This is a genomic window from Vibrio mangrovi, assembly GCF_024346955.1.
Lineage (GTDB): Bacteria > Pseudomonadota > Gammaproteobacteria > Enterobacterales > Vibrionaceae > Vibrio > Vibrio mangrovi.
The window spans coordinates 965,807-986,108 of sequence record NZ_AP024883.1; the positions used below are offsets into that span (position 1 = coordinate 965,807).

The following is a 20,302-nucleotide window of genomic DNA, read 5'->3' on the forward strand; positions in this document are numbered from 1 at the left end:
TTACATACAGTAACGACACGTTTCTTTGTCGTTCCTGAACAGGATATTCATTCTTATGTCTGACCCTAAATTTATCCATCTCAGAATTCATAGTGACTTTTCTATGGTTGATGGCCTCTCGAAAGTACCTCCTTTGGTGAAGAAGGTTGCCGAGATGGGAATGCCGGCGATGGCGTTAACCGACTTTACCAACTTGTGCGGATTGGTGAAGTTTTACAGTACGGCTCATAATTGCGGGGTGAAGCCGATTATCGGTGCTGATTTCGCTATGCGCTCGGAAGAGTTTGGTGATGAACTGACCCGCCTTACTTTACTGGCTGCCGATAATGTTGGTTATAACAATCTGACTTTACTCATTTCTCGGGCTTATCTCCGGGGACATATTCAGCACCGGCCTGTGATTGACAGGGAATGGCTGGAAGAACATGCAGCAGGCCTGATCGTCCTGTCTGGCGGAAAAAACGGTGATATCGGACAAGCCTTGCTGAAAGGGAACCAGAAACTGGTTGAGCAATGCGTGCATTTTTATCAGACAAACTTTCCTGATCGTTTTTATCTTGAGCTGACCCGCACAGGGCGACTGGACGAAGAAACCTATTTGCACTTTGCCGTTGAGTTGGCGGAAAAAAGTGGTTTGCCTGTGGTGGCAACAAACGATGTTGTACTCCTGAGCCGGGATTTATTTGAAGCGCACGAAATACGGGTTGCAATTCATGATGGCTATACAATGGACGATCCGCGCAGACCGAAACACTACAGTGAGCAGCAATATCTTCGTAGTGAAGGTGAGATGTGCGAGCTCTTTCAGGATATTCCTGAAGCGCTGGAGAATACGGTAGAAATAGCCAAACGCTGTAATGTAACTGTTCGGCTGGGAGAGTATTTTCTACCAAATTTCCCGACTGAAGGGATGAATATCGATGACTTTTTAGTGAAAAAGTCCCAGGAAGGTCTGGAAGAACGTCTGGAATTCCTGTTTCCTGATCCGGAAGTCAGACAGCAAAAGCGTCCTGAATACGACGAGCGCTTGCAGATTGAACTGGACGTGATCAACCAGATGGGATTCCCCGGTTACTTCCTGATCGTAATGGAGTTCATTCAGTGGTCGAAGGATAATGATATTCCTGTTGGTCCCGGCAGGGGTTCCGGTGCCGGGTCGCTGGTCGCTTATGCGCTGAAAATTACGGATCTGGATCCGTTGGAATATGATCTGCTGTTCGAACGTTTCCTGAACCCGGAGCGGATATCGATGCCCGATTTTGACGTCGATTTTTGTATGGATAAGCGGGACCGGGTCATTGACCACGTTGCTGAAATGTATGGCAGGGATGCGGTTTCTCAGATTATCACCTTTGGTACGATGGCTGCCAAAGCGGTTATTCGCGATGTGGGGCGGGTTTTAGGACATCCGTTTGGGTTTGTTGATCGAATTTCTAAACTCGTCCCTCCTGATCCGGGAATGACGCTGGAGAAAGCATTTAAAGCAGAACCGGCTTTGCAGGATCTTTATGATTCCGACGAGGAAGTGAAAGAACTGATCGATAAATGCCGGATTCTGGAAGGATGCACCCGAAATGCCGGTAAACATGCCGGTGGTGTGGTTATTTCCCCGACAACGATCACTGATTTTGCCCCGATTTACTGCGATCCGGAAGGAAATTATCCGGTTACCCAGTTTGATAAGAACGATGTTGAAACTGCCGGGCTGGTGAAGTTTGACTTTCTGGGGTTAAGAACGCTTACCATTATTGACTGGGCGCTTGGCCTGATTAATCCGAGACTGGAGAAACTTGGTGAGCCTCCGGTTCGTATCGAAGCGATTCCTCTTGCTGATCCTCCATCATTCAAAAATCTGCAAAACTCTGAAACAACAGCGGTGTTCCAGCTGGAATCCCGTGGTATGAAGGAGCTGATTAAGCGGCTTCAACCCGACTGTTTCGAAGATATTATCGCTCTGGTAGCTCTGTTCCGCCCCGGCCCGCTACAGTCCGGCATGGTTGACAACTTTATTGACCGGAAACACGGACGAGAGCCTATCTCTTATCCTGATGAAAAATGGCAACATGAGTCGCTCAAAGAGATTCTGGATCCGACATACGGCATCATCCTCTATCAGGAACAGGTCATGCAGATTGCTCAGGTGCTTGCCGGATATACGCTGGGCGGTGCCGACATGTTGCGTCGGGCGATGGGTAAGAAAAAACCGGAGGAAATGGCCAAGCAGCGGGCTGTATTCGAAGAAGGGGCGATAAATAACGGCGTTGATGGCGAACTTGCGATGAAAATCTTTGACTTGGTGGAGAAATTCGCCGGTTATGGATTTAACAAGTCGCATTCGGCAGCTTATGCGCTAGTATCATATCAGACGCTTTGGCTGAAAACGCATTATCCGGCGGAATTTATGGCGGCTGTAATGACCGCGGATATGGATAATACGGAAAAAGTTGTTGGTCTGGTTGATGAATGTATCCGGATGAACCTGAAAGTGTTACCTCCGGATATCAATTCGGGACTTTATCGGTTTAACGTCGATGATCAGGGTGCCATCGTTTATGGTATCGGTGCGATCAAAGGTGTTGGTGAGGGGCCGATTGACGCGATTCTGGAAGCCAGGAACTCCGGAGGTCATTTCAAGGATCTATTTGATTTTTGTGCCCGGATTGATTTAAAACGCGTTAATAAACGTGTGATTGAAAAACTGATTTATGCCGGAGCGCTTGATCGTCTGGGGCCACATCGTGCAGCAATGATGGCTTCTCTCGATGATGCTGTTAAGGCGGCGAGCCAACACCGTCAGGCTGAGTCATTTGGTCAGACCGACATGTTTGGTGTGTTGACCGATGCACCTGAAGCGGTGGAACAGAGATATACACAAGCACCACCATGGCCGGAAAAAGTCTGGCTGGAAGGTGAGAGAGATACGCTGGGTCTTTATTTAACCGGGCATCCGGTGAATGCGTACATCAAGGAACTCAATCACTATACGGACTGTCGATTAAAAGATGTGACGCCAACAAGACGCGATCAGTCACTAAAAGTCGCAGGATTGGTGATTGCTGCGCGGGTCATGACAACGAAGAGAGGAACCCGGATTGGTATCCTGACTCTGGACGACCGATCCGGCAGACTGGAAGCGATGTTGTTCTCCGATGCGCTGGAACAGTATGCAGAATTGCTTGAAAAAGATAAAATTTTGGTCCTAAACGGACAGGTCAGCTTTGATGACTTCAGTGGTGGCCTTAAAATGACTGTTCGCGAAGTGATGGATTTAGATTCAGCACGGGAAAAGTATGCAAAGAGTTTATCTTTATCGATGACTCAAGCACAAATTGATGAACCGTTTTTTGAGCGTTTCAGTCGGATTCTGGAACCTCACAGAGCCGGTAGTGTACCGATTCACATATATTACCAACGGGTTGATGCCAGAGCGAAGTTGACCCTGGGGACAGAATGGCGAGTGACGCCGAACGATACACTACTGGATGAATTGAAAGAATTGCTTGGCCCCGGCCAGGTTGAACTCGAATTTAACTAAATTCAGCTGAAAATAGAGAAAGCTGAGTCAAAAAGGATCGGTAAATGAGCCTGAATTTTCTAGAATTTGAAAAACCAATTGCAGAACTTGAAGCGAAAATCGAAGCGTTGCGAGATGTATCCCGTCATGGTGATAACACCTCGGTTGATCTGGATAAAGAGATTGAACAGTTAGAAAAGAAAAGTCTGGAACTGAAGAAAAAAATCTTTAGCGATTTAGGGGCATGGCAGGTTGCCCAGCTTGCCCGTCACCCTTTGCGCCCTTATACGCTGGATTATATCAAACATGTTTTTACTGATTTTGATGAACTGGCTGGCGATCGCGCTTATGCTGACGACAAAGCGATTGTTGGCGGTATGGCACGCCTTGACGGTCAGCCTGTGATGATTATCGGTCATCAGAAAGGTCGTGAAACCCGGGAGAAAGTGAAGCGTAATTTTGGGATGCCAAAACCGGAAGGTTACCGTAAGGCGTTACGTCTGATGAGAATGGCTGAGCGCTTTAATATGCCGATCATCACTTTTATCGATACTGCCGGCGCATATCCTGGGGTCGGTGCTGAAGAACGCGGACAATCTGAAGCGATTGCAACGAATCTGAAAGTGATGTCAGGTCTGAAGGTTCCGGTGATCTGTAATGTGATTGGAGAAGGTGGTTCCGGTGGTGCTCTGGCTATCGGTGTCGGTGATTATGTGAATATGTTGCAGTATTCAACTTACGCTGTTATTTCTCCTGAAGGGTGTGCGTCGATTCTGTGGCGTGATTCCGATAAAGCACCTCAGGCTGCCGAAGCGATGGGGTTAACGGCTCCACGGTTGAAAGAGCTGGGTCTGATTGATGAAGTCATTGAAGAACCTCTGGGTGGAGCTCATAGTCATCATCAGCAAATGGCACAGAGAATGAAAGCGACGCTACAACGTCAGCTTCAGGAACTACATAAATTTGATCAGGATGTTTTGTTGGATCGTCGTTTCCAGCGTTTGATGAGTTACGGTTATTGCTAAATAATATTGACTCTACTGGTTGATATCATGGGGAGATCTGCAGAGATCTCCCTTTCATTTTTGGTAACCTTTCATTTTTCATAATAATGCAGGTTTTCACAATGAAGTCCCCAAGGTAAACTGCAAGCCTCGTGTGATTTTCTGCAATATGATGTCTTAAAACGCTATGTCGACGCTTTATAACAATTTCTCCCGGTTTATGGCTGCTAATGTGCAATCGGATTCCCGGTGTGTTTTAGCATTGAGCGGCGGTATTGATTCCCGTGTGTTGCTCCATCTGTTTGCCCGCTATGTCCGGGAAAACGGATGTCCGGCGGTGGTCGTTCATGTTCACCATGGATTGAGTCCGTCTGCTGATCAATGGGTCGATCGCTGCCGGCAATGGTGTATTGAAGAAGCCCTGCCTTTTCAGGTGGAATATGTTGTTGTCGATAAAACGGGTGAAAGTCTGGAAGCGGCTGCCCGCCGGGTCAGATATCAGGCATTACAGCGCTATATCGGAGAAGGTGACCGGCTTTTAACCGGACAGCACCGTGATGATCAACTGGAAACTTTTCTGCTGGCATTAAAGCGGGGAAGCGGGCCGAAAGGATTATCCTGTATGGCAGAGTCAATGCCATTTGGCCGGGGCCGGTTATTACGTCCGTTACTGACAGTTTCCAGAGCAGACATTGAAGTGTATGCGACATCGTTTCAGTTAACGTGGGTTGAAGATGAGAGTAATCAGGATACCCGCTTTGACCGGAATTTTATCCGTCATGATGTTGTCCCATTGCTCGTATCCCGATGGCCTGATTTTCCGCAGGCAGTACAACGCAGTGCAGAATTATGTGCCAGTCAGGAAGCCTTGCTGAATGAGTTACTTCAGGACCTTTATCTGGCAGCTTTACAAACTAACCACAGTTTATCTGTGCATCACCTGCTTACTTGTAGGGAATCTGCCCGGGCACAGATATTGAGAATGTGGCTTCATCAGCTTGGGCATCCGATGCCAAGCCGGATACAACTATCTAATATTGATCATCAGGTTTTGCAGGCCAGAGCGGATGCGAATCCAAAATTGCGTTTCGGAGAGCATGAAATCCGTCGTTTTGACGGGTTTCTGTTCTGTATCCCTGTTTATCCTGATATCAGTGACTGGCAATGCCAGATAAAATTAAATCAAAGTGTTGAACTTCCTGATGGTCTGGGCACACTAACATTAACGGAAACATCTTCAGATGCCGGTCTGAATAGACAATGTCTGGCTGAGCCTCTCCGGATTACTTTCAACCCTGAAGGGCTGATGGCATCCCCGTTAGGAAGGAAAGGGCGACATAAGTTGAAGAAACTGTTTCAGGAATACCGGATTCCTAGTTGGCAGCGGCGGCGAATTCCTATTCTGATGAGTGGAAAACATGTTGTAGCGGTCGCTAATTTGTTTGTTGATAAGCACTTTTCTGGTTCAGATTGTGATCTGATTTGGGACACAATGGCTGAGTTCATGTCAGAATCCGGGCAAGAGCATCGTAAATGAGGTGATGATGAAAAAACGATTTTTACTGGGGTTGGTCACCAGTCTGTTGTCATTATCGGTATTTGCCGGTGAAGGTGACATTGTCGCCGGAAAAAAGAAATCGATGATCTGTGCCGGTTGTCATGGTATTGATGGTATTGCGCAGGTTCCGGGTTTTCCTAGCTTGAGAGGGAAGAATGAGCAGTATTTCATCAATGCGATGAAAGCTTATCAGGCACAAAGAAGAACCGGAGGAAGTGCCGCGATGATGAGTGCTCAGGCCAATGCGCTGAGTGAGCAGGATATTAAGGATCTGGCAGCCTATTATGCCAATATGAAATAGAAATTGCTCTAGTTGTTTCATATTGGCGTGATGATTGCTTACCATTTGGGGCTGTTGAATGTTTTTGTCTGGTAACCGATAATGCCAGCAACCAATAAAGTGTAAAGGATGAACATGAAAAAGATAGAAGCCATTATTAAACCATTTAAGCTCGATGATGTCCGTGAAGCTCTTGCTGATGTCGGGATCACCGGGATGACAGTTTCAGAAGTCAAAGGATTTGGTCGCCAGAAAGGTCATACTGAGCTATATCGCGGTGCTGAGTATATGGTGGATTTTTTGCCTAAAGTGAAACTGGAAATTGTCGTTTCCAGTGATGTTGTCGATCAGTGTGTTGATGCGATTATTGAAACGGCACAAACAGGTAAAATCGGTGACGGTAAAATCTTTATCACAGAAGTTGAGCGAGTCATTCGAATTCGTACCGGTGAAGAAGACGAAGATGCGATTTAATGGAAGGGGCCAACCGGCTCCTTTTTTATATACCGGTAATTTTATATCAGTCCTCCCATAATCCTCCATTTCCCGGAAAATTGACCATGAAAAGAAAACTGGGGATAACACTCTTCATACTATTGCTACTTTCCGGATTGGGTGTCACCGTCGCTTTTGATGTGCCAGACTCTCCTCAATTAATGGCATTTCTGTCGTCTGAGCCATCAAGTTCTGCTCTCAGGGGGCACTGTTACCACAATGAAAAACAGATTGCCCCGATCGATGTTCAGGGACAGTTGAATGTTCTGGTCTGGAATATCTACAAAGAAAATCGCCCCGACTGGAAATCGGCACTGACTCAATATAGTCAACACAAGCAACTGATTTTACTTCAGGAATCAAGTTTTGGCCCGGAGTTGCACCAGTGGCTGATACAGCAGAAGTTGTCCGCATTACAGGTTCATGCTTTTTCAGTCTTTGAAAAATCGGCTGGTGTGATGAACATATCCGGGCGAAAGCCTGTATCGGCCTGTGCTTACACGGCAGAAGAACCCTGGATTCGTTTACCTAAATCAGCTCTGGTTGCTTATTACATGCTGAGTCAGCATCAGACACTTGCTGTCGTGAATATACATGCGATCAATTTTTCACTTGGCATTGAAGCATTTCAAAAGCAGCTACAACAGCTTGCTTCTGCTCTGTCATCTCATCAGGGGCCGATATTGTTTGCCGGTGATTTCAACAGCTGGAATGAATCAAGAATCCAGTTGATTCATCAGTTGATGGCGTCTTTATCGATGCAGGAAGTCATTTACCCCAAAGATTTGCGTAAGCAGTTTCTTTCTCATCCGCTGGATCATGTTTATTATCGTGGCCTGATTTTGACTCAGGCCAGAGTGGAACAAACAACAGCTTCTGATCACAATCCTATACAGGTCTCTTTTGCTTTACCCGAATAGGAGTTTATCGCAAGTTGACATTTACCTAGTGATCTTCAAGAGGTAGTTTCAGCAAGATCACTGGGTTCAAAGGTCAGACGCTGACTTTCGTGACATCGACATATAATTTCAACTGCTGCCCCGGCTGGAGATATTCTCCCTTCAGCAGACTGTTCCATTTAACGATATCGGACGTTTTGAGTCTGAACTTACTGGCGATTCCACTCAGCGTATCACCGCTTCGGACCTTATAAAGTAAAGTCCGGATAATTGCACCATCACTGGCATCTTTCCAGACAACCAGTTTCCGGCCGACTCTGAGGGGATCTCTGGGGCTCATACCATTCCATTTAGCCAGAGATGTATGAGACACATGGTAATCCTGTGCAATACTCCACAAGCTTTCCCCTGAGCTGACCTGATGGGTCATTTTGTATTGTCCACGGACTCTGGACTGAATTTTCGCCAGTCGGTTACGCATACTCAGTGTATAGGCTTTTTCATCTTTGACTGATGTCGGGATCATTAAATACTGCCCGGCACGGATCAGCATTCCATCCAGATTATTTACGGTTTGGATCACTTTCATGGTCGTGTTGTATTTCTTGGCAATTTTGCCAAGTACATCTCCGGATTTGACCTGATAACGAACCAGTTTGACGCCTTGTCCATCATCATCTTCGACAGACTGTTCAAATATCTCGACTTTGTTGACAGGAATTAATAGTTGATAAGGACCATTAGGTGATGTTGCCCATTGGTTGAAAGCCGGGTTATAACTCTGAAGTTCTCTGACACTGATGTTGGCATATTTCGCTGCCAGAGCCAGATCCAATTGTTTTTGAGGATTGACACGTGCCAGTACTGGTTGATTGTCAATCGGAGGTAGTTCAATGCCGTATTGTTGCTGATGGGCTATCACATCAGCCAGAGCCAGAAGCTTTGGTACATAGCTGCTGGTTTCCTTCGGGAGATCCAAAGAGAAAAAGTCTGTCGGAAGCCCTTTTCTCTTATTTTTTCTGATGGCAGATGACACACGTCCGCTGCCACTATTATATGCGGCAATGGCGTGATACCAGTTACCGTCAAATTTCTTATTCAGGTAGGTGAGATAATCCAGTGCAGCATCTGTTGCCGCATCAACATCTCTACGCCCGTCATACCAGAAATTCTGCTTCAATCCATACAGTTTTCCGGTTGAAGGTACAAACTGCCATAAACCGGCAGCTCTGCCATAGGAGTAGGCAAAAGCATCGAAAGAACTTTCCACGACCGGTAATAATGCCAGTTCCAGAGGTAAGTGGCGTTGTTCAATTTTCTCAGTAATCAGATAGAGAAACGGCGTCGCTCTTTGTGCGACAATCTCCAGATGACCGGGATGTCTGAGATACCAGGACCGATAACGGTTCACTGATTTCTCATTCGGAACCGTCAGGCGAAACTGCATACTGATTCGTTGCCACAGATCGGTTTGTTCCTGTGGCGTGGGTGTCTTCACTTGTTCTTTTTGTTTTGCTGCCGCTGTTTGAATAGAAGTTGACAGTGTTGCGGCAACTTTTTCTGTGTGTTCCGGACGTTGTGAGCGTTCTGGTTCAGAAGCCGTTGCCTGACCAAGCGGTTGGGTGGTTTGACATCCGGTGAACAGCAACAGGAACACCCAACAGACATATATTCTCATAGATTAATAACAGCCCTTTTTCCGACGGCCCGTGATGATACTTGTCTCAGGATAGCGATGACAAGAGCGGAAACGTTAAAATTCATTTTTCCACTCACGTAATACCGTAAAAACGGAAAGCGGGTCAAGGTCTGAGGTCCGATCTGAGACAGATTTAATAATTTCGGCCTGATCCGGACGCAAAAATGGATTCACTTTTTTCTCTAAGCCAATCGTTGTGGGTACAGTTGGCTGGTGGTGTGCCCGCAGTCGGTTGACTTCATCACGGTATGCCTGAAGCTCTGGGTTTTCCGGTTCGACAGCCAACGCGAAAGCAAGATTACTGGCTGTATATTCATGAGCACAGTAGACCTTGGTGTCATCCGGCAGGGCGCTTAATTTCTGTAGCGAATGCCACATCTCTTCTGCTGTTCCCTCAAACAGACGGCCGCATCCGGCGGAGAATAGCGTATCACCGCAGAAAACCAGTGATTCGCCCAGATAACCGATATGTCCCAATGTATGGCCTTTTAAGTCAAGGATGCGAAACGTATGACCGAATATTTCAATCTGATCCCCACCGGCAACCGAATGAGTAATACCCGGAATCGCTTCACTAGCCGGACCAACGACATTGATGTGCGGAAAGTGCCGGACAAGCTCGCTGATCCCACCGGTATGATCGGCATGATGATGAGTAATCAGGATTGCATCCAGAGTCAGATGATTGGATTCCAGATAATCGATGACGACGCCAGCCTCGCCGGGATCGACAATCACACAGTGCTGATCCCGATTTTGGATGAGCCAGATGTAATTATCACGAAATGCAGGTATGCTTTTGATGTTTAACATGGGTTATCTCCATTCACCTTCTTTCTATTTTGCTTATGTAGCGGGGCAGTCATGGAACCGGCACGCAGTGAAAAAAAACTCGATAAGCCGCACTCTTGGGACCAGTTAAAGAATGGTCAATGGGTTAGTGAGTCGATACAAACCCGGTTGGATGAGTGGTGGCCGAAGTTATTTGGTTATCATATGCTGAAATTGGGCGGTTTAAGTTGTGAGCTTGCCAGTAGTCTTTCAAATATTCAACATCAAGTCCATTTGGATATAGAAAATCCATTGCATACTGTCATTGCTGATGGCTACGATTTACCCTTTCTGGAAAAAAGTATTGATGTTGTGATTCTGGCGCATCAACTTGACTATTGTAACGATCCGCACCGAATGCTCAGGGAAGTCGACCGGGTGATGGTTGATGATGGTTATCTGATTGTGACGGGGTTTAATCCGATAAGTCTGACCGGATGTGCAAGTATTCTGCCCTGGCGAAAGAAGTATCTTCCCTGGAGCGGGCGAATGTTTACTCCCAGCCGAATCAGTGACTGGCTGGGGGTTTTAAACTATCAGGTGATTGAATGCGATCGCTATGCGCTGTTTCCGGTCCAGAGCTATCGTCCTCTCTGGACCTGGCTGGAAAATAATATCAGTGACTGCTGGCGCACCTTTGGCAGCCTGTACTTTATTGTTGCGAGGAAAAGGACTTACCCTCTGAAACCGATCAAGCCACACTGGCGCTTAAAACGTCCGCTCAGCCCGGTGAGAATTAATTACCGGACACTTCCTGAACAACAGATTATGGCTGGTAGCCCTCATCATCTGCCGTTGGTGATTCAGCTGCCGTCCGGGCCAGCTCATCGCAAATTTCATTCTCCCGATGACCCGCGTGACCCTTGACCCAGTGCCACTCAATAGTATGGCGCCGGGTTTCTTCATCCAGTGCCTGCCATAGATCTGCATTTTTAACCGGTTTTTTATCCGCTGTCTTCCAGCCTTTCTTTTTCCAGTTATGAATCCACTGGGTTATTCCCTGCCGGACATACTGACTATCTGTTGTCAGAATGACATGGCAAGGCTCCTTGAGACTTTTCAGTGCCATGACGGCTGCCATCATTTCCATCCGGTTATTTGTTGTCAGCCGAAAACCCTGAGATAAGGTCTTCTCAATCTGCTTGTAACGCAGAACAATGCCATATCCGCCTGGTCCCGGATTGCCAAGACAGGAACCATCTGTGAAAATTTCCACCTGTTTCGCCATGATTTGATACTATAAGCCACAGTGATTGAATCAACATAGTCTGACACAGTTATCCCAATGAATACTAGCAACAATTCTGAAACGCATCGTATTGTGGTACTCGATACCGAAACCACGGGTATGAATATGGACGGCGGTCCGCATTATGAAGGCCACCGGATTGTCGAAATCGGTGCGGTTGAAATTATCAACCGCAAGCTGACCGGCAGACATTTCCATGTTTATCTGAAACCAGACCGGGCTATTCAGCCTGAAGCAATCGAAGTTCACGGTATTACGGATGAATTTCTGGTTGATAAGCCGGAATATAAAGACGTTCATGCATCTTTTCTGGAATTTATCCGCGGAGCAGAACTGGTGGCTCACAACGCGCCGTTCGACGTCGGTTTCATGGATTATGAGTTTGCCAAACTGAATGCAGGTATCGGAACAACAGAGCAGTACTGTAAAGTGACAGATACACTGGCAATGGCAAAGCGGATTTTCCCCGGTAAGCGGAATAATCTGGACATATTATGTGAACGCTATGGTATCGATAATTCACACCGGACACTGCATGGGGCTTTGCTCGATGCGGAGATCTTGGCTGATGTTTATCTGTTAATGACCGGGGGGCAGACTTCATTACAGTTTTCTGCCGGGCAAAGTAGCGGAGATGGCGGTGAAGCAATTCGCCGGGTTGTCTCCGGTCGAAAATCACTAAAGGTTTTGCGGGCAACTGCCGATGAAATACAAGCACATCAGGATCGTTTAGATTTAGTTGAAAAGAGCGGAAGCTGCCTTTGGCGTCAGTAGGAGAGTAAATATATATGTTGCGGGTGTTAACGATCTTTATCGGGCTGTGGGTCACACTGGGAAGTTATGCTGCAACAAGTTCTCCGGTGTCCTTACTGGATAATCGTTTTCGGGTTGATCCGACAATCAGCCAGATCACCTTTGTTATTTACCGGGCAAAACCTTCCCGGCCTGTTGTTTTAGTCCGGCCTGACGGGACTAAATACTATTCATGGCGGCATCCTGATAATGTGCGTTGGTATCAGGAGCCTTCGATGGATATTGTGTCAATTGACCATCCGATGCCCGGTCCCTGGCAGGCTGTAGGGAAAGTCACGCCGAAGAACAACATCAGACTGATTTCTAATCTGGAACTGACCACAGATAAACTCCCATTGCGCTTGTATCACGGGGAAAACATAAAATTTACTGCCAGACTGACTTCTGATGGAAAGCCGCTGACCATTCGCGATTTTCTGGATCGGGTCAAACTGAAAGTGACTTTTACTAAATATATAGAGAATGAAGACCAGCTGGTAAAAGAAGCCCGCCCGACACCAGATGTTATCGGGGAATTTTCTGATGACGGGCGGGGACTGGATGAAAACCCCGGAGATGGTGTATTTACGGTCAAACTGAACATTTTCTCCGAGCCCGGACGGTATCGTGCCCGAATTACGTCGGGAAATGGGGTTTTTCTGCGTGCGCAGGAGCAGGATGTGCTGGTCTATCCTGAACCTGTAACAACATCTTTTATTCAATCCCGGGTTGATGACCAGCCTCATCACGTTGTTTTCACCGGTCTGGAAGGGACCATCGAACCGGGTTCTGTGATCGCACATATTGATCACTGGGATCGGTATGACAATCACTATACTGCGGAAGGTCAGGCGGGAACAGAATCACTGACGGTGAAACTGAGCATTCCCAATCATGGTGAAGTGGGTAACTTTAAGTGGAATGGCCGGATTTATGCGACTGAAGTGAGCTCTCAGCGGCCGCTGAGCTTTACGATTCCTGAACACACTTATAGTGTGGTTGAAGAGTTCAACATTGAACAGACCCGGATGATGCAGGAAAAAGCATTGGCTGAAAAACTCAAGCGGGAGCAGCAGGAAGAAATATTGCAACAGCGGGAATCGGCAAGGAAATGGAAGATCATCTACATTGCAGCCGGTAATGTCGGTATCGTGATTCTGGGATTGATCATCTGGCTGGTGGTCCGGAAGATTAAAGCTAAAAGAGCCGAAATGCCGATGCAGCTTGATATGCCGAAGAAATAAAAAATGGGCCATTGGCCCATTTTTTTACTGGAGTGATGCTATTTTTCTACGATTCCTGTATCGGGCTGGGGGTTTTCTTACTTTTGCGTTTGGGTGCTGATGGTGCCGGAGATTCAGGATGTGCTGCCGCTAACTCTTCTGGTGCAAAGTCATCAACATTGATGACGTAGAGCCGTTCCTGTTCCGCTTTGACCAGCAAATTAGACTCATCTGTAGAGATGAGCTGCTCTGCCAGAGCTTCTTGTGCAAGCTGATCCAGATTAGTAAATGGATAATGCTTATTTTTCAACTGGCAGATTTTGTCAAATATGGGCTCAGCCTGCAAAATTGTATCCAGTGCCTGATGAACTCTGCCTGCAGGGTTGTGTTCACTGGCATACCAGTACTGATAGCGACCCAGACGGTTTCTCGGAGCTGTTGTGGATTGCAACAGCATGGCAACCTGATGATCCAGTTTATCGCCCGGGCCACGGCAGACTCGTCCAAAGGGCATGAGCATCCGTTTGAGTACAGCACCCAGAATTGGTGACGGATAGTTTTCCAACAATTCAGCAAGTGCCACTTCCATCTGTTTGAGGCTGTCTTCCAGTGCCCAGCGAACCAGTGCCAGATCTTCAGGACTGCGCCCGTCATCGTCATAGCGTTTCAATGTGGCTGATGACAAATACAGTTGACTAAGCAGATCACCCAGACGGGCTGATACACGTTCTTTACGTTTCAGACTACCGCCCAGTGTCAGCATTGTCAGGTCTGCCAATAGTGCGAGGTTGGCACTGTAACGGTTGAGTCTTTGATAGTAACGCTTGGTTTCATCATGATATGGTGCTGCGGACCCACGGCCGTTGGTCAGACCGAGCCAGAAACTACGGGCTGCATTACTGACGGTATAGGCAATATGGTTGATGAGCGTATCATCGAATTGCTCCATCGCCTTGTCGTCAGTGGAATGTGCAAGTTCCATCTCTTTGAGAACATATGGGTGACAACGAATCGCTCCTTGTCCAAAGATAATCATTGAACGGGTAAGTATGTTGGCACCTTCTACCGTAATGGCTATTGGTGCGCCCTGATAGTTTCTGGCCAGGAAATTGGATGGACCGAGACAGATCCCTTTCCCTCCGGTTATATCCATTGCATCTTTCAGGCACTGTTGGGCCCGGTGAGTACAGTGATATTTGACAATCGCTGAAATGACTGATGGTTTTTCGCCCTGGGTAATGCCGGTTACAGTGAGCTGACAGGCTGCATCCATCAGATAAGCATTTCCTCCCAGACGAGCCAAGGGTTCTTCGATTCCTTCCATTTTTCCGATAGGCTGTTTGAACTGACGGCGGATTCTTGCATAGGCTCCGGTGGTGACAGCCGTAGTTTTTGTCACACCAGTTGAGTTGGAAGGCAGAGTAATACCCCGGCCAACCGACAGACATTCAACCAGCATGCGCCATCCGTTTCCTGCCATATCAGGACCACCGATAATAAAATCAAGCGGGACAAAGACATCTTTTCCCTGAGTCGGACCATTCTGGAATGGAATATTGAGTGGGAAATGGCGTCGACCGATGTCGACTCCCTGAATATCTGTTGGAATTAACGCACAGGTAATACCGATGTTTTCTTCTTCACCTAATAAGTGATCTGGATCTTTGAGCTTAAATGCCAGCCCCAGCACTGTGGCAACTGGTGCCAGTGTGATATAGCGTTTGTTCCAGGTCAGACGCATCCCAACGACTTCTTTCCCTTCCCATATACCTTTACAGACGATACCAAAATCGGGAATGGAGCCCGCGTCTGAACCGGCCTCCGGACTAGTTAGTGCAAAGCAGGGGATTTCCTGACCAGCGGCAAGACGGGGCAGATAATAATCTTTCTGATCGTCGGTACCGTAATGCTGTAATAACTCGCCGGGACCTAATGAATTTGGTACGCCGACAGTAATTGCCAGAATGCCTGAAATACCGGCAAGCTTTTGCAAAACCAGAGACTGAGCATAGGCTGAAAATTCTAATCCACCGTATTGTTTCTTGATGATCATGGCAAAGAATTTATTATCTTTCAGATATTCCCAGATTTCAGGAGGCAGATCGGCCAGTTCATGGGAAACCTGATAGTCATTGACCATTTCACAAACCTGATTGACCGGACCGTCTAAAAATGCCCGTTCTTCTTCAGTGAGGTTAGGTGTCTGATAACGATGGAGCTGTTGCCAGTCTGGTTTTCCCCGGAACAGTTCGGCTTCCCACCAGACTGTTCCTGCATCCAAAGCTTCTTTCTCTGTTTTAGACATGGTTGGAAGCAGGCTTTTGAATACACTGAAAAGCCGGTATGTCAGCAGATTTTGCCGAATTGCTGGGACTGTGACACAGGCGACCACTAAAACGTAGATAGTCCAGAATGTGAAACTGACATGACCAAGCAGAGTTAAAACTACAAGTGATGCCGTGAGAACACCAGTTCCCAAAAGCATCGACAGACGGTGGTATGCGCAGATTCCCCATACTGCGATTAAGACGGCAATCGAGAGCAAGATACTCATATTCCTTTTTCCTTTATCCGAGATATATCGATGTCTTAATCGTAGATCTACTCAAGAGGTCTTACCAGTTGAAATGTTGCAAAAGTGTTAAGGAGATCGGGTTGTTATCATCTTCTGCATAATTTGGTGAGATGATCATCTGGATTTCAGGGAAGAAGCAGCATTCTTACCGACCAAGGCTCGACAGAATGAAATGTTGGGGTAAACTCATGTTTATCCCCGGAACACTTCAAGATATGTATCTTGAGTAACCGGAAATAAACTTCACTCTTATTGTAAGAGTGCCATCTCAGTACACATCAAAGAGAATTGACTCATGTACCACGATTTAATTAAGAACGAGCTGAACGAAGCGGCCGATGTACTCAATAAATTTTTAAGCGATGAGCAGAATATTGCTCAGATTGAAGCTGCCGCCAAATTGATTGCTGATTCTTTTAAACAGGGTGGCAAAGTGCTTTCTTGTGGTAACGGTGGTTCACACTGTGATGCGATGCATTTTGCTGAAGAACTGACCGGACGCTACCGGGATAACCGGCCTGGCTATCCGGGAATTGCAATTTCTGATCCCAGCCATCTGTCGTGTGTCAGTAATGATTTTGGCTATGAATTTGTGTTCTCCCGTTATGTAGAGGCCGTTGGCGCCAAGGGCGACGTTTTGTTCGGACTTTCAACATCCGGCAATTCCGGTAATATTCTGAAAGCAATAGAAGCAGCTCAGGCTAAAGGCATGAAAACCATCGCATTAACCGGTAAAGACGGTGGAAAAATGGCTGGAGCTGCTGATGTCGAAATCCGTGTTCCTCACTTCGGATATGCAGATCGCATTCAGGAAATTCATATTAAAATCATTCATATCCTCATCATGTTGATCGAGAAAGAAATGGCTTAACTCGGTCAAAGATAGGGAGAAATCAGGCTATGTGTGAATTGCTCGGCATGAGCGCGAATGTTCCGACCGATATCTGTTTTAGTTTTACCGGATTGATTCAGCGTAGTGGTAAAACGGGTCCGCACCGTGACGGCTGGGGAATAACGTTCTATGAAGGGAAGGGGTTTCGCACATTCAAAGATCCGAAACCGGGTTACCAGTCTACGATTGCTGAGCTGGTTCGGGAGTATCCGATTAAAAGCCGTGCGGTGATTAGTCATATTCGTCAGGCCAACCGTGGTGGTGTTTGTCTGGAAAATACCCATCCCTTTACCCGGGAGTTGTGGGGACGTTTCTGGACTTTTGCCCATAACGGGCAACTGACAGGTTATCAGAATCTTGACACGGCTAATCACCGCCCAGTGGGTGGGACAGACAGTGAACTGGCATTCTGCTGGTTATTGAAACGACTGGATGATCAGTATGCGACGCCGCCTGAAGATGTGAGTGAAGTTTGTCGTTTTATTGCGGCCCAGTGTGATCAGCTTCGGCAAATGGGAGTATTTAATATGCTTCTGACCGATGGTGAATATGTCATGACCTACTGTACCAATCACCTGTACTCGATTACACGACGGGCTCCTTTCGGGAAAGCAACATTGATTGATGATGAAGTTGAGGTGAATTTTCAGGAAGAGACGACACCGAATGATGTTGTCACCGTGATCGCAACTCAGCCTTTAACTGTCAATGAACAATGGCACCGGATGAAACCGGGGGAGTATAATATCTTTCACCACGGAGAATTGATTGATACGAACCAGTCTCTGTTGGAAGATGTTCCGTTCGCGGAAGCAAAACCTGGTTCTCAGGCACCGACAGAACCCTTAGAGTGAAGGGATATCTGATTAAAGATGAGAGAGGCTTGCTATCGGGCAAGCCCTCTTATTACTGGGATATTACAGGAAGCCTTTCTGTGTAAATGTAATCCTTGTTGCTTCATTCAGATCCAGTTCTTTGAGTTCATGAGGGTTGACCCATTTAAATTCCTGAAATTCATCATTGATTGCAATATGACGGTTTGAACTTTCACAATCGAAGATTAAGTAAATCATATAGATTTCTTCCTGTGTGCCATCAGGATACGTTTTGATTCGGGTGTCATCTCTGAATTTCCAGGGGGAAATATGGGTCAGTTCCAGAGTTTCACCTAACTCTTCCCTGATCTCTCGCTTCAATGCTTCCTCCATTGTTTCTCCGGCTTCCATTCCGCCACCGGGTAAGGCCCATTGTCCGGGGAATACCCCTCGATCATCAGCCATTTTACAGAGTAAGTAATCACCGTTGTTCGTAATCAACGGGCAAACAATGGTTCGCTGTCGCATAAACGCTCCTGTTTATTCTTAATGCTATTGATAACCTGATTGGTGATATCTTCAACTGTCATATGTTGATTAAATTCAACAACCCGGTCAGTCAATTTAGGGGGCAAATTGTCAATAAATGATTTGTATTCCTCTCCCCACCCATTAATCCATTGTTCTTTTGTTTTTTCATCAGGAAATTCCCGAGGGCGAATTCCTTTTGATTCATCATTGAATAAGTTTTTTAATGAAAAATCTGGTGTGAAATTCATATAAACAATGATATCTGGTATGGGAGCAATATCCATAAGCTCATTCCATAAAGAAAGGTATACTTTATGCTTTTCTCTGCTTATATATCCTTGCTTGTACATAAAATTAGCAAATATATAATCTTCTAAATGAGAGCGCTCCATAATAACATTAAAGCCTTTATCTATCCAAGATTTGACCAGTAAGACTCGCTGTATCATGAAGTTAATCTGTAATGGATATCCGTATGTTTCTGTCTTATCAAATAGGTTTTGTAGTAATGGATGATGGAGGGACTTTTCATCGATTGCAATCGTCTGATTATCTTGCTCATAAATATGTGTTGAGATTGACCTGAGGAGGGTACTTTTTCCTACGCCTGAGTTTCCGGATAATGTAATATATATTGGGGTTCTCTCTGGAATATCTGGAAATTCTTCAACACTCCAGGGGGGGATATAGAGGTGATTTTTACTCATGATACAAACTCCATCTCATCTAGCCAGAATCGATTATTTTCACATTTGTTCATGATTTCCGGTTGACCAAATATATTATGGATGATGGTTTCCGGTGTGTCTTTCTCCATATTGCACAAATAGGTATAGTTTTCTCCATCAGGAATAATGACATCAAAATTAGGTTCCATGACCACATTTGCTTTATCTCGTTCTTCGAAGGTTGCCCAACTGAGAGGAAGATCTGGAAATTCAGCTTTTGTCTGCTCCATTGTCTTGATAAATAAGTCCGTATCAATTTCCAGCTTATCTCTTTTCTCCTTACCAACGCCAAGTGGGCAGAACTGATAAAATCGCCATGACTGGACTTTATAAGAAAAGCTATTTATCCAACGAACAATATCGGATATTTGGTGGACATTGGTTTGAGAGACAACCGTCGTTAGTTTAATGTTGATTTTATTATCTGAATGAGTCAACCAAGTCAGTATATCTTTTACCACCCGGTGCTGATTTCCCATTTTTTCACTTCTGATATCACTATTCGTTTCTTTTTCTATTCCATCAATTGGAATGCCTACCCAATCCAGAATACCGTTTAATCTTTCATAATCCATGACAAAACGGTGACCTACAGTAGATAAATAAGTCATAAAACCGAGTTGTTTGGCATGTTCAATCAAAGTTAGAAAGTCTTTTCTGGTTGTAGGTTCTCCTCCCGTAAAACCAACTCTGCGAAATCCAACCTGGTACATTTTGTCTAATATTTTTAATGCATTTTCTGTTGATTGATCTTCAATTCCCGGGTTTCTGAAACATAAATCACAGCCGAGGTTACAATAAGAAGTAATACGAAAATCTAATAACAAAGTATTGATATTTAACATATTTGCCACTCTAAGCCAATAAAAACTAATTAACCATACTCTTTATAAGGCTTATATACAAGTAGTTGCGCTTTCATGAGAATTTAATAGTCATTCTAAAAATTAAGTGAATGATTTAATAGATATGATGTAATCATACAGAAGGAGTATGATGAACTTTCTCGTTTATAGAAAATAATATCAATTGCAGTAATTATCTGATCATTGAATAATTTTTATTGGTATACCCAAGTAACCTCAATATGTGGGATTCGTAGTGTCTTCAATCGGTGCTATTCAAGGAGAATGTCGGCAGGAATATTCCCATTTCAACAGTGTATATAAGAAAGTGGCCTGTGGGAGCAGATTTACCAAGATATATAGAATGAATGT

Annotated in this window: 17 protein-coding genes and 1 pseudogene; 11 read left to right on the plus strand and 7 right to left on the minus strand. The window is 45.7% G+C overall.

From position 1 onward, the window contains the following. Positions 1-55: 55 nt before the first annotated feature. From dnaE to OCU74_RS04320, 6 genes are all read left to right on the plus strand, one after another. Positions 56-3,535 carry a DNA polymerase III subunit alpha gene (gene dnaE, locus OCU74_RS04295; RefSeq protein WP_087480410.1) on the plus strand — a complete coding sequence of 1,160 codons (3,480 nt, stop codon included), beginning with the start codon at positions 56-58 and terminating at the stop codon, positions 3,533-3,535. Between the two features lie 44 nt (positions 3,536-3,579). Next, positions 3,580-4,539, plus strand: coding sequence for an acetyl-CoA carboxylase carboxyl transferase subunit alpha (gene accA, locus OCU74_RS04300; RefSeq protein WP_087480411.1), 960 nt, complete (start codon positions 3,580-3,582; stop codon positions 4,537-4,539). A 166-nt stretch (positions 4,540-4,705) separates the two neighbouring features. Next, entirely contained in the window at positions 4,706-6,055 is a 1,350-nt protein-coding gene (tilS, locus tag OCU74_RS04305) for a tRNA lysidine(34) synthetase TilS (protein WP_087480412.1), read from the plus strand. A gap of 4 nt (positions 6,056-6,059) precedes the next feature. Next, positions 6,060-6,377: a c-type cytochrome gene (locus tag OCU74_RS04310; RefSeq protein ID WP_200807690.1), complete on the plus strand. Its 318-nt coding sequence runs from the start codon at positions 6,060-6,062 to the stop codon at positions 6,375-6,377. A gap of 114 nt (positions 6,378-6,491) precedes the next feature. Then, positions 6,492-6,830: a nitrogen regulatory protein P-II gene (gene glnB / locus OCU74_RS04315; RefSeq protein ID WP_087480414.1), complete on the plus strand. Its 339-nt coding sequence runs from the start codon at positions 6,492-6,494 to the stop codon at positions 6,828-6,830. A gap of 86 nt (positions 6,831-6,916) precedes the next feature. Next, positions 6,917-7,771, plus strand: coding sequence for an endonuclease/exonuclease/phosphatase family protein (locus OCU74_RS04320; protein WP_087480738.1), 855 nt, complete (start codon positions 6,917-6,919; stop codon positions 7,769-7,771). A 73-nt stretch (positions 7,772-7,844) separates the two neighbouring features. Here OCU74_RS04320 and OCU74_RS04325 read toward each other — a convergent pair whose 3' ends face one another. Next, a complete protein-coding gene (locus OCU74_RS04325; RefSeq protein ID WP_087480415.1) occupies positions 7,845-9,428 on the minus strand; it encodes a LysM peptidoglycan-binding domain-containing protein in 1,584 nt (527 codons plus the stop codon). A 75-nt stretch (positions 9,429-9,503) separates the two neighbouring features. Then, positions 9,504-10,262: a hydroxyacylglutathione hydrolase gene (gene gloB, locus OCU74_RS04330; RefSeq protein WP_087480416.1), complete on the minus strand. Its 759-nt coding sequence runs from the start codon at positions 10,260-10,262 to the stop codon at positions 9,504-9,506. Between the two features lie 51 nt (positions 10,263-10,313). Between gloB and OCU74_RS04335 the strand changes: the two are divergent. Further along, positions 10,314-11,045: pseudogene (locus OCU74_RS04335) on the plus strand (class I SAM-dependent methyltransferase); the annotation flags it as partial. Between the two features lies 1 nt (position 11,046). Here OCU74_RS04335 and rnhA read toward each other — a convergent pair. Then, positions 11,047-11,508, minus strand: a complete 462-nt coding sequence (gene rnhA / locus OCU74_RS04340) for a ribonuclease HI (RefSeq protein WP_087480418.1) — start codon at positions 11,506-11,508, stop codon at positions 11,047-11,049. Between the two features lie 57 nt (positions 11,509-11,565). Between rnhA and dnaQ the strand changes: the two genes are divergently transcribed. Both dnaQ and OCU74_RS04350 read left to right on the plus strand, forming a co-directional pair. After that, complete coding sequence (dnaQ, locus tag OCU74_RS04345; protein WP_087480419.1) at positions 11,566-12,303, plus strand: DNA polymerase III subunit epsilon; 738 nt, start codon at positions 11,566-11,568, stop codon at positions 12,301-12,303. Positions 12,304-12,317: 14 nt separating this feature from the next. Continuing rightward, positions 12,318-13,565: a TIGR03503 family protein gene (locus OCU74_RS04350; protein ID WP_087480420.1), complete on the plus strand. Its 1,248-nt coding sequence runs from the start codon at positions 12,318-12,320 to the stop codon at positions 13,563-13,565. Positions 13,566-13,611: 46 nt separating this feature from the next. Here the strand turns inward: OCU74_RS04350 and fadE are convergent, their stop codons facing one another. Next, positions 13,612-16,098 carry an acyl-CoA dehydrogenase FadE gene (gene fadE / locus OCU74_RS04355; protein WP_087480421.1) on the minus strand — a complete coding sequence of 829 codons (2,487 nt, stop codon included), beginning with the start codon at positions 16,096-16,098 and terminating at the stop codon, positions 13,612-13,614. A gap of 316 nt (positions 16,099-16,414) precedes the next feature. Here fadE and lpcA point away from each other — a divergent pair, with 316 nt between their 5' ends. Both lpcA and OCU74_RS04365 read left to right on the plus strand, forming a co-directional pair. After that, a complete protein-coding gene (lpcA, locus tag OCU74_RS04360) occupies positions 16,415-16,990 on the plus strand; it encodes a D-sedoheptulose 7-phosphate isomerase (RefSeq protein WP_087480422.1) in 576 nt (191 codons plus the stop codon). Between the two features lie 29 nt (positions 16,991-17,019). Further along, positions 17,020-17,865, plus strand: coding sequence for a class II glutamine amidotransferase (locus tag OCU74_RS04365; protein WP_087480423.1), 846 nt, complete (start codon positions 17,020-17,022; stop codon positions 17,863-17,865). Between the two features lie 63 nt (positions 17,866-17,928). Here the strand turns inward: OCU74_RS04365 and nudI are convergent, their stop codons facing one another. From nudI to OCU74_RS04380, 3 genes are read right to left on the minus strand one after another with little or no spacing between them, the layout of a single operon-like run. After that, a complete protein-coding gene (gene nudI, locus OCU74_RS04370) occupies positions 17,929-18,354 on the minus strand; it encodes a nucleoside triphosphatase NudI (RefSeq protein ID WP_087480424.1) in 426 nt (141 codons plus the stop codon). Next, a complete protein-coding gene (locus tag OCU74_RS04375) occupies positions 18,324-19,064 on the minus strand; it encodes a deoxynucleoside kinase (RefSeq protein ID WP_087480425.1) in 741 nt (246 codons plus the stop codon). Before OCU74_RS04375 ends, nudI begins: the two co-directional genes overlap by 31 nt. Beyond that, positions 19,061-19,930 carry a radical SAM protein gene (locus OCU74_RS04380; protein ID WP_087480426.1) on the minus strand — a complete coding sequence of 290 codons (870 nt, stop codon included), beginning with the start codon at positions 19,928-19,930 and terminating at the stop codon, positions 19,061-19,063. The genes OCU74_RS04375 and OCU74_RS04380 overlap by 4 nt, the downstream gene beginning before the upstream one ends. Between the last annotated feature and the right edge of the window lie 372 nt (positions 19,931-20,302).

Coding starts and splice junctions, on each gene's coding strand:
- OCU74_RS04365 (WP_087480423.1), top strand. CDS start 17,020: ATGTGTGAATTGCTCGGCATGAGCGCGAATGTTCCGACCGATATCTGT.
- lpcA (WP_087480422.1), top strand. CDS start 16,415: ATGTACCACGATTTAATTAAGAACGAGCTGAACGAAGCGGCCGATGTA.
- fadE (WP_087480421.1), bottom strand. CDS start 16,098: ATGAGTATCTTGCTCTCGATTGCCGTCTTAATCGCAGTATGGGGAATC.
- rnhA (WP_087480418.1), bottom strand. CDS start 11,508: ATGGCGAAACAGGTGGAAATTTTCACAGATGGTTCCTGTCTTGGCAAT.
- tilS (WP_087480412.1), top strand. CDS start 4,706: ATGTCGACGCTTTATAACAATTTCTCCCGGTTTATGGCTGCTAATGTG.
- glnB (WP_087480414.1), top strand. CDS start 6,492: ATGAAAAAGATAGAAGCCATTATTAAACCATTTAAGCTCGATGATGTC.
- OCU74_RS04320 (WP_087480738.1), top strand. CDS start 6,917: ATGAAAAGAAAACTGGGGATAACACTCTTCATACTATTGCTACTTTCC.
- OCU74_RS04375 (WP_087480425.1), bottom strand. CDS start 19,064: ATGAGTAAAAATCACCTCTATATCCCCCCCTGGAGTGTTGAAGAATTT.
- nudI (WP_087480424.1), bottom strand. CDS start 18,354: ATGCGACAGCGAACCATTGTTTGCCCGTTGATTACGAACAACGGTGAT.
- OCU74_RS04310 (WP_200807690.1), top strand. CDS start 6,060: ATGATGAAAAAACGATTTTTACTGGGGTTGGTCACCAGTCTGTTGTCA.
- OCU74_RS04325 (WP_087480415.1), bottom strand. CDS start 9,428: ATGAGAATATATGTCTGTTGGGTGTTCCTGTTGCTGTTCACCGGATGT.
- dnaQ (WP_087480419.1), top strand. CDS start 11,566: ATGAATACTAGCAACAATTCTGAAACGCATCGTATTGTGGTACTCGAT.
- OCU74_RS04350 (WP_087480420.1), top strand. CDS start 12,318: ATGTTGCGGGTGTTAACGATCTTTATCGGGCTGTGGGTCACACTGGGA.
- gloB (WP_087480416.1), bottom strand. CDS start 10,262: ATGTTAAACATCAAAAGCATACCTGCATTTCGTGATAATTACATCTGG.
- dnaE (WP_087480410.1), top strand. CDS start 56: ATGTCTGACCCTAAATTTATCCATCTCAGAATTCATAGTGACTTTTCT.
- OCU74_RS04380 (WP_087480426.1), bottom strand. CDS start 19,930: ATGTTAAATATCAATACTTTGTTATTAGATTTTCGTATTACTTCTTAT.
- accA (WP_087480411.1), top strand. CDS start 3,580: ATGAGCCTGAATTTTCTAGAATTTGAAAAACCAATTGCAGAACTTGAA.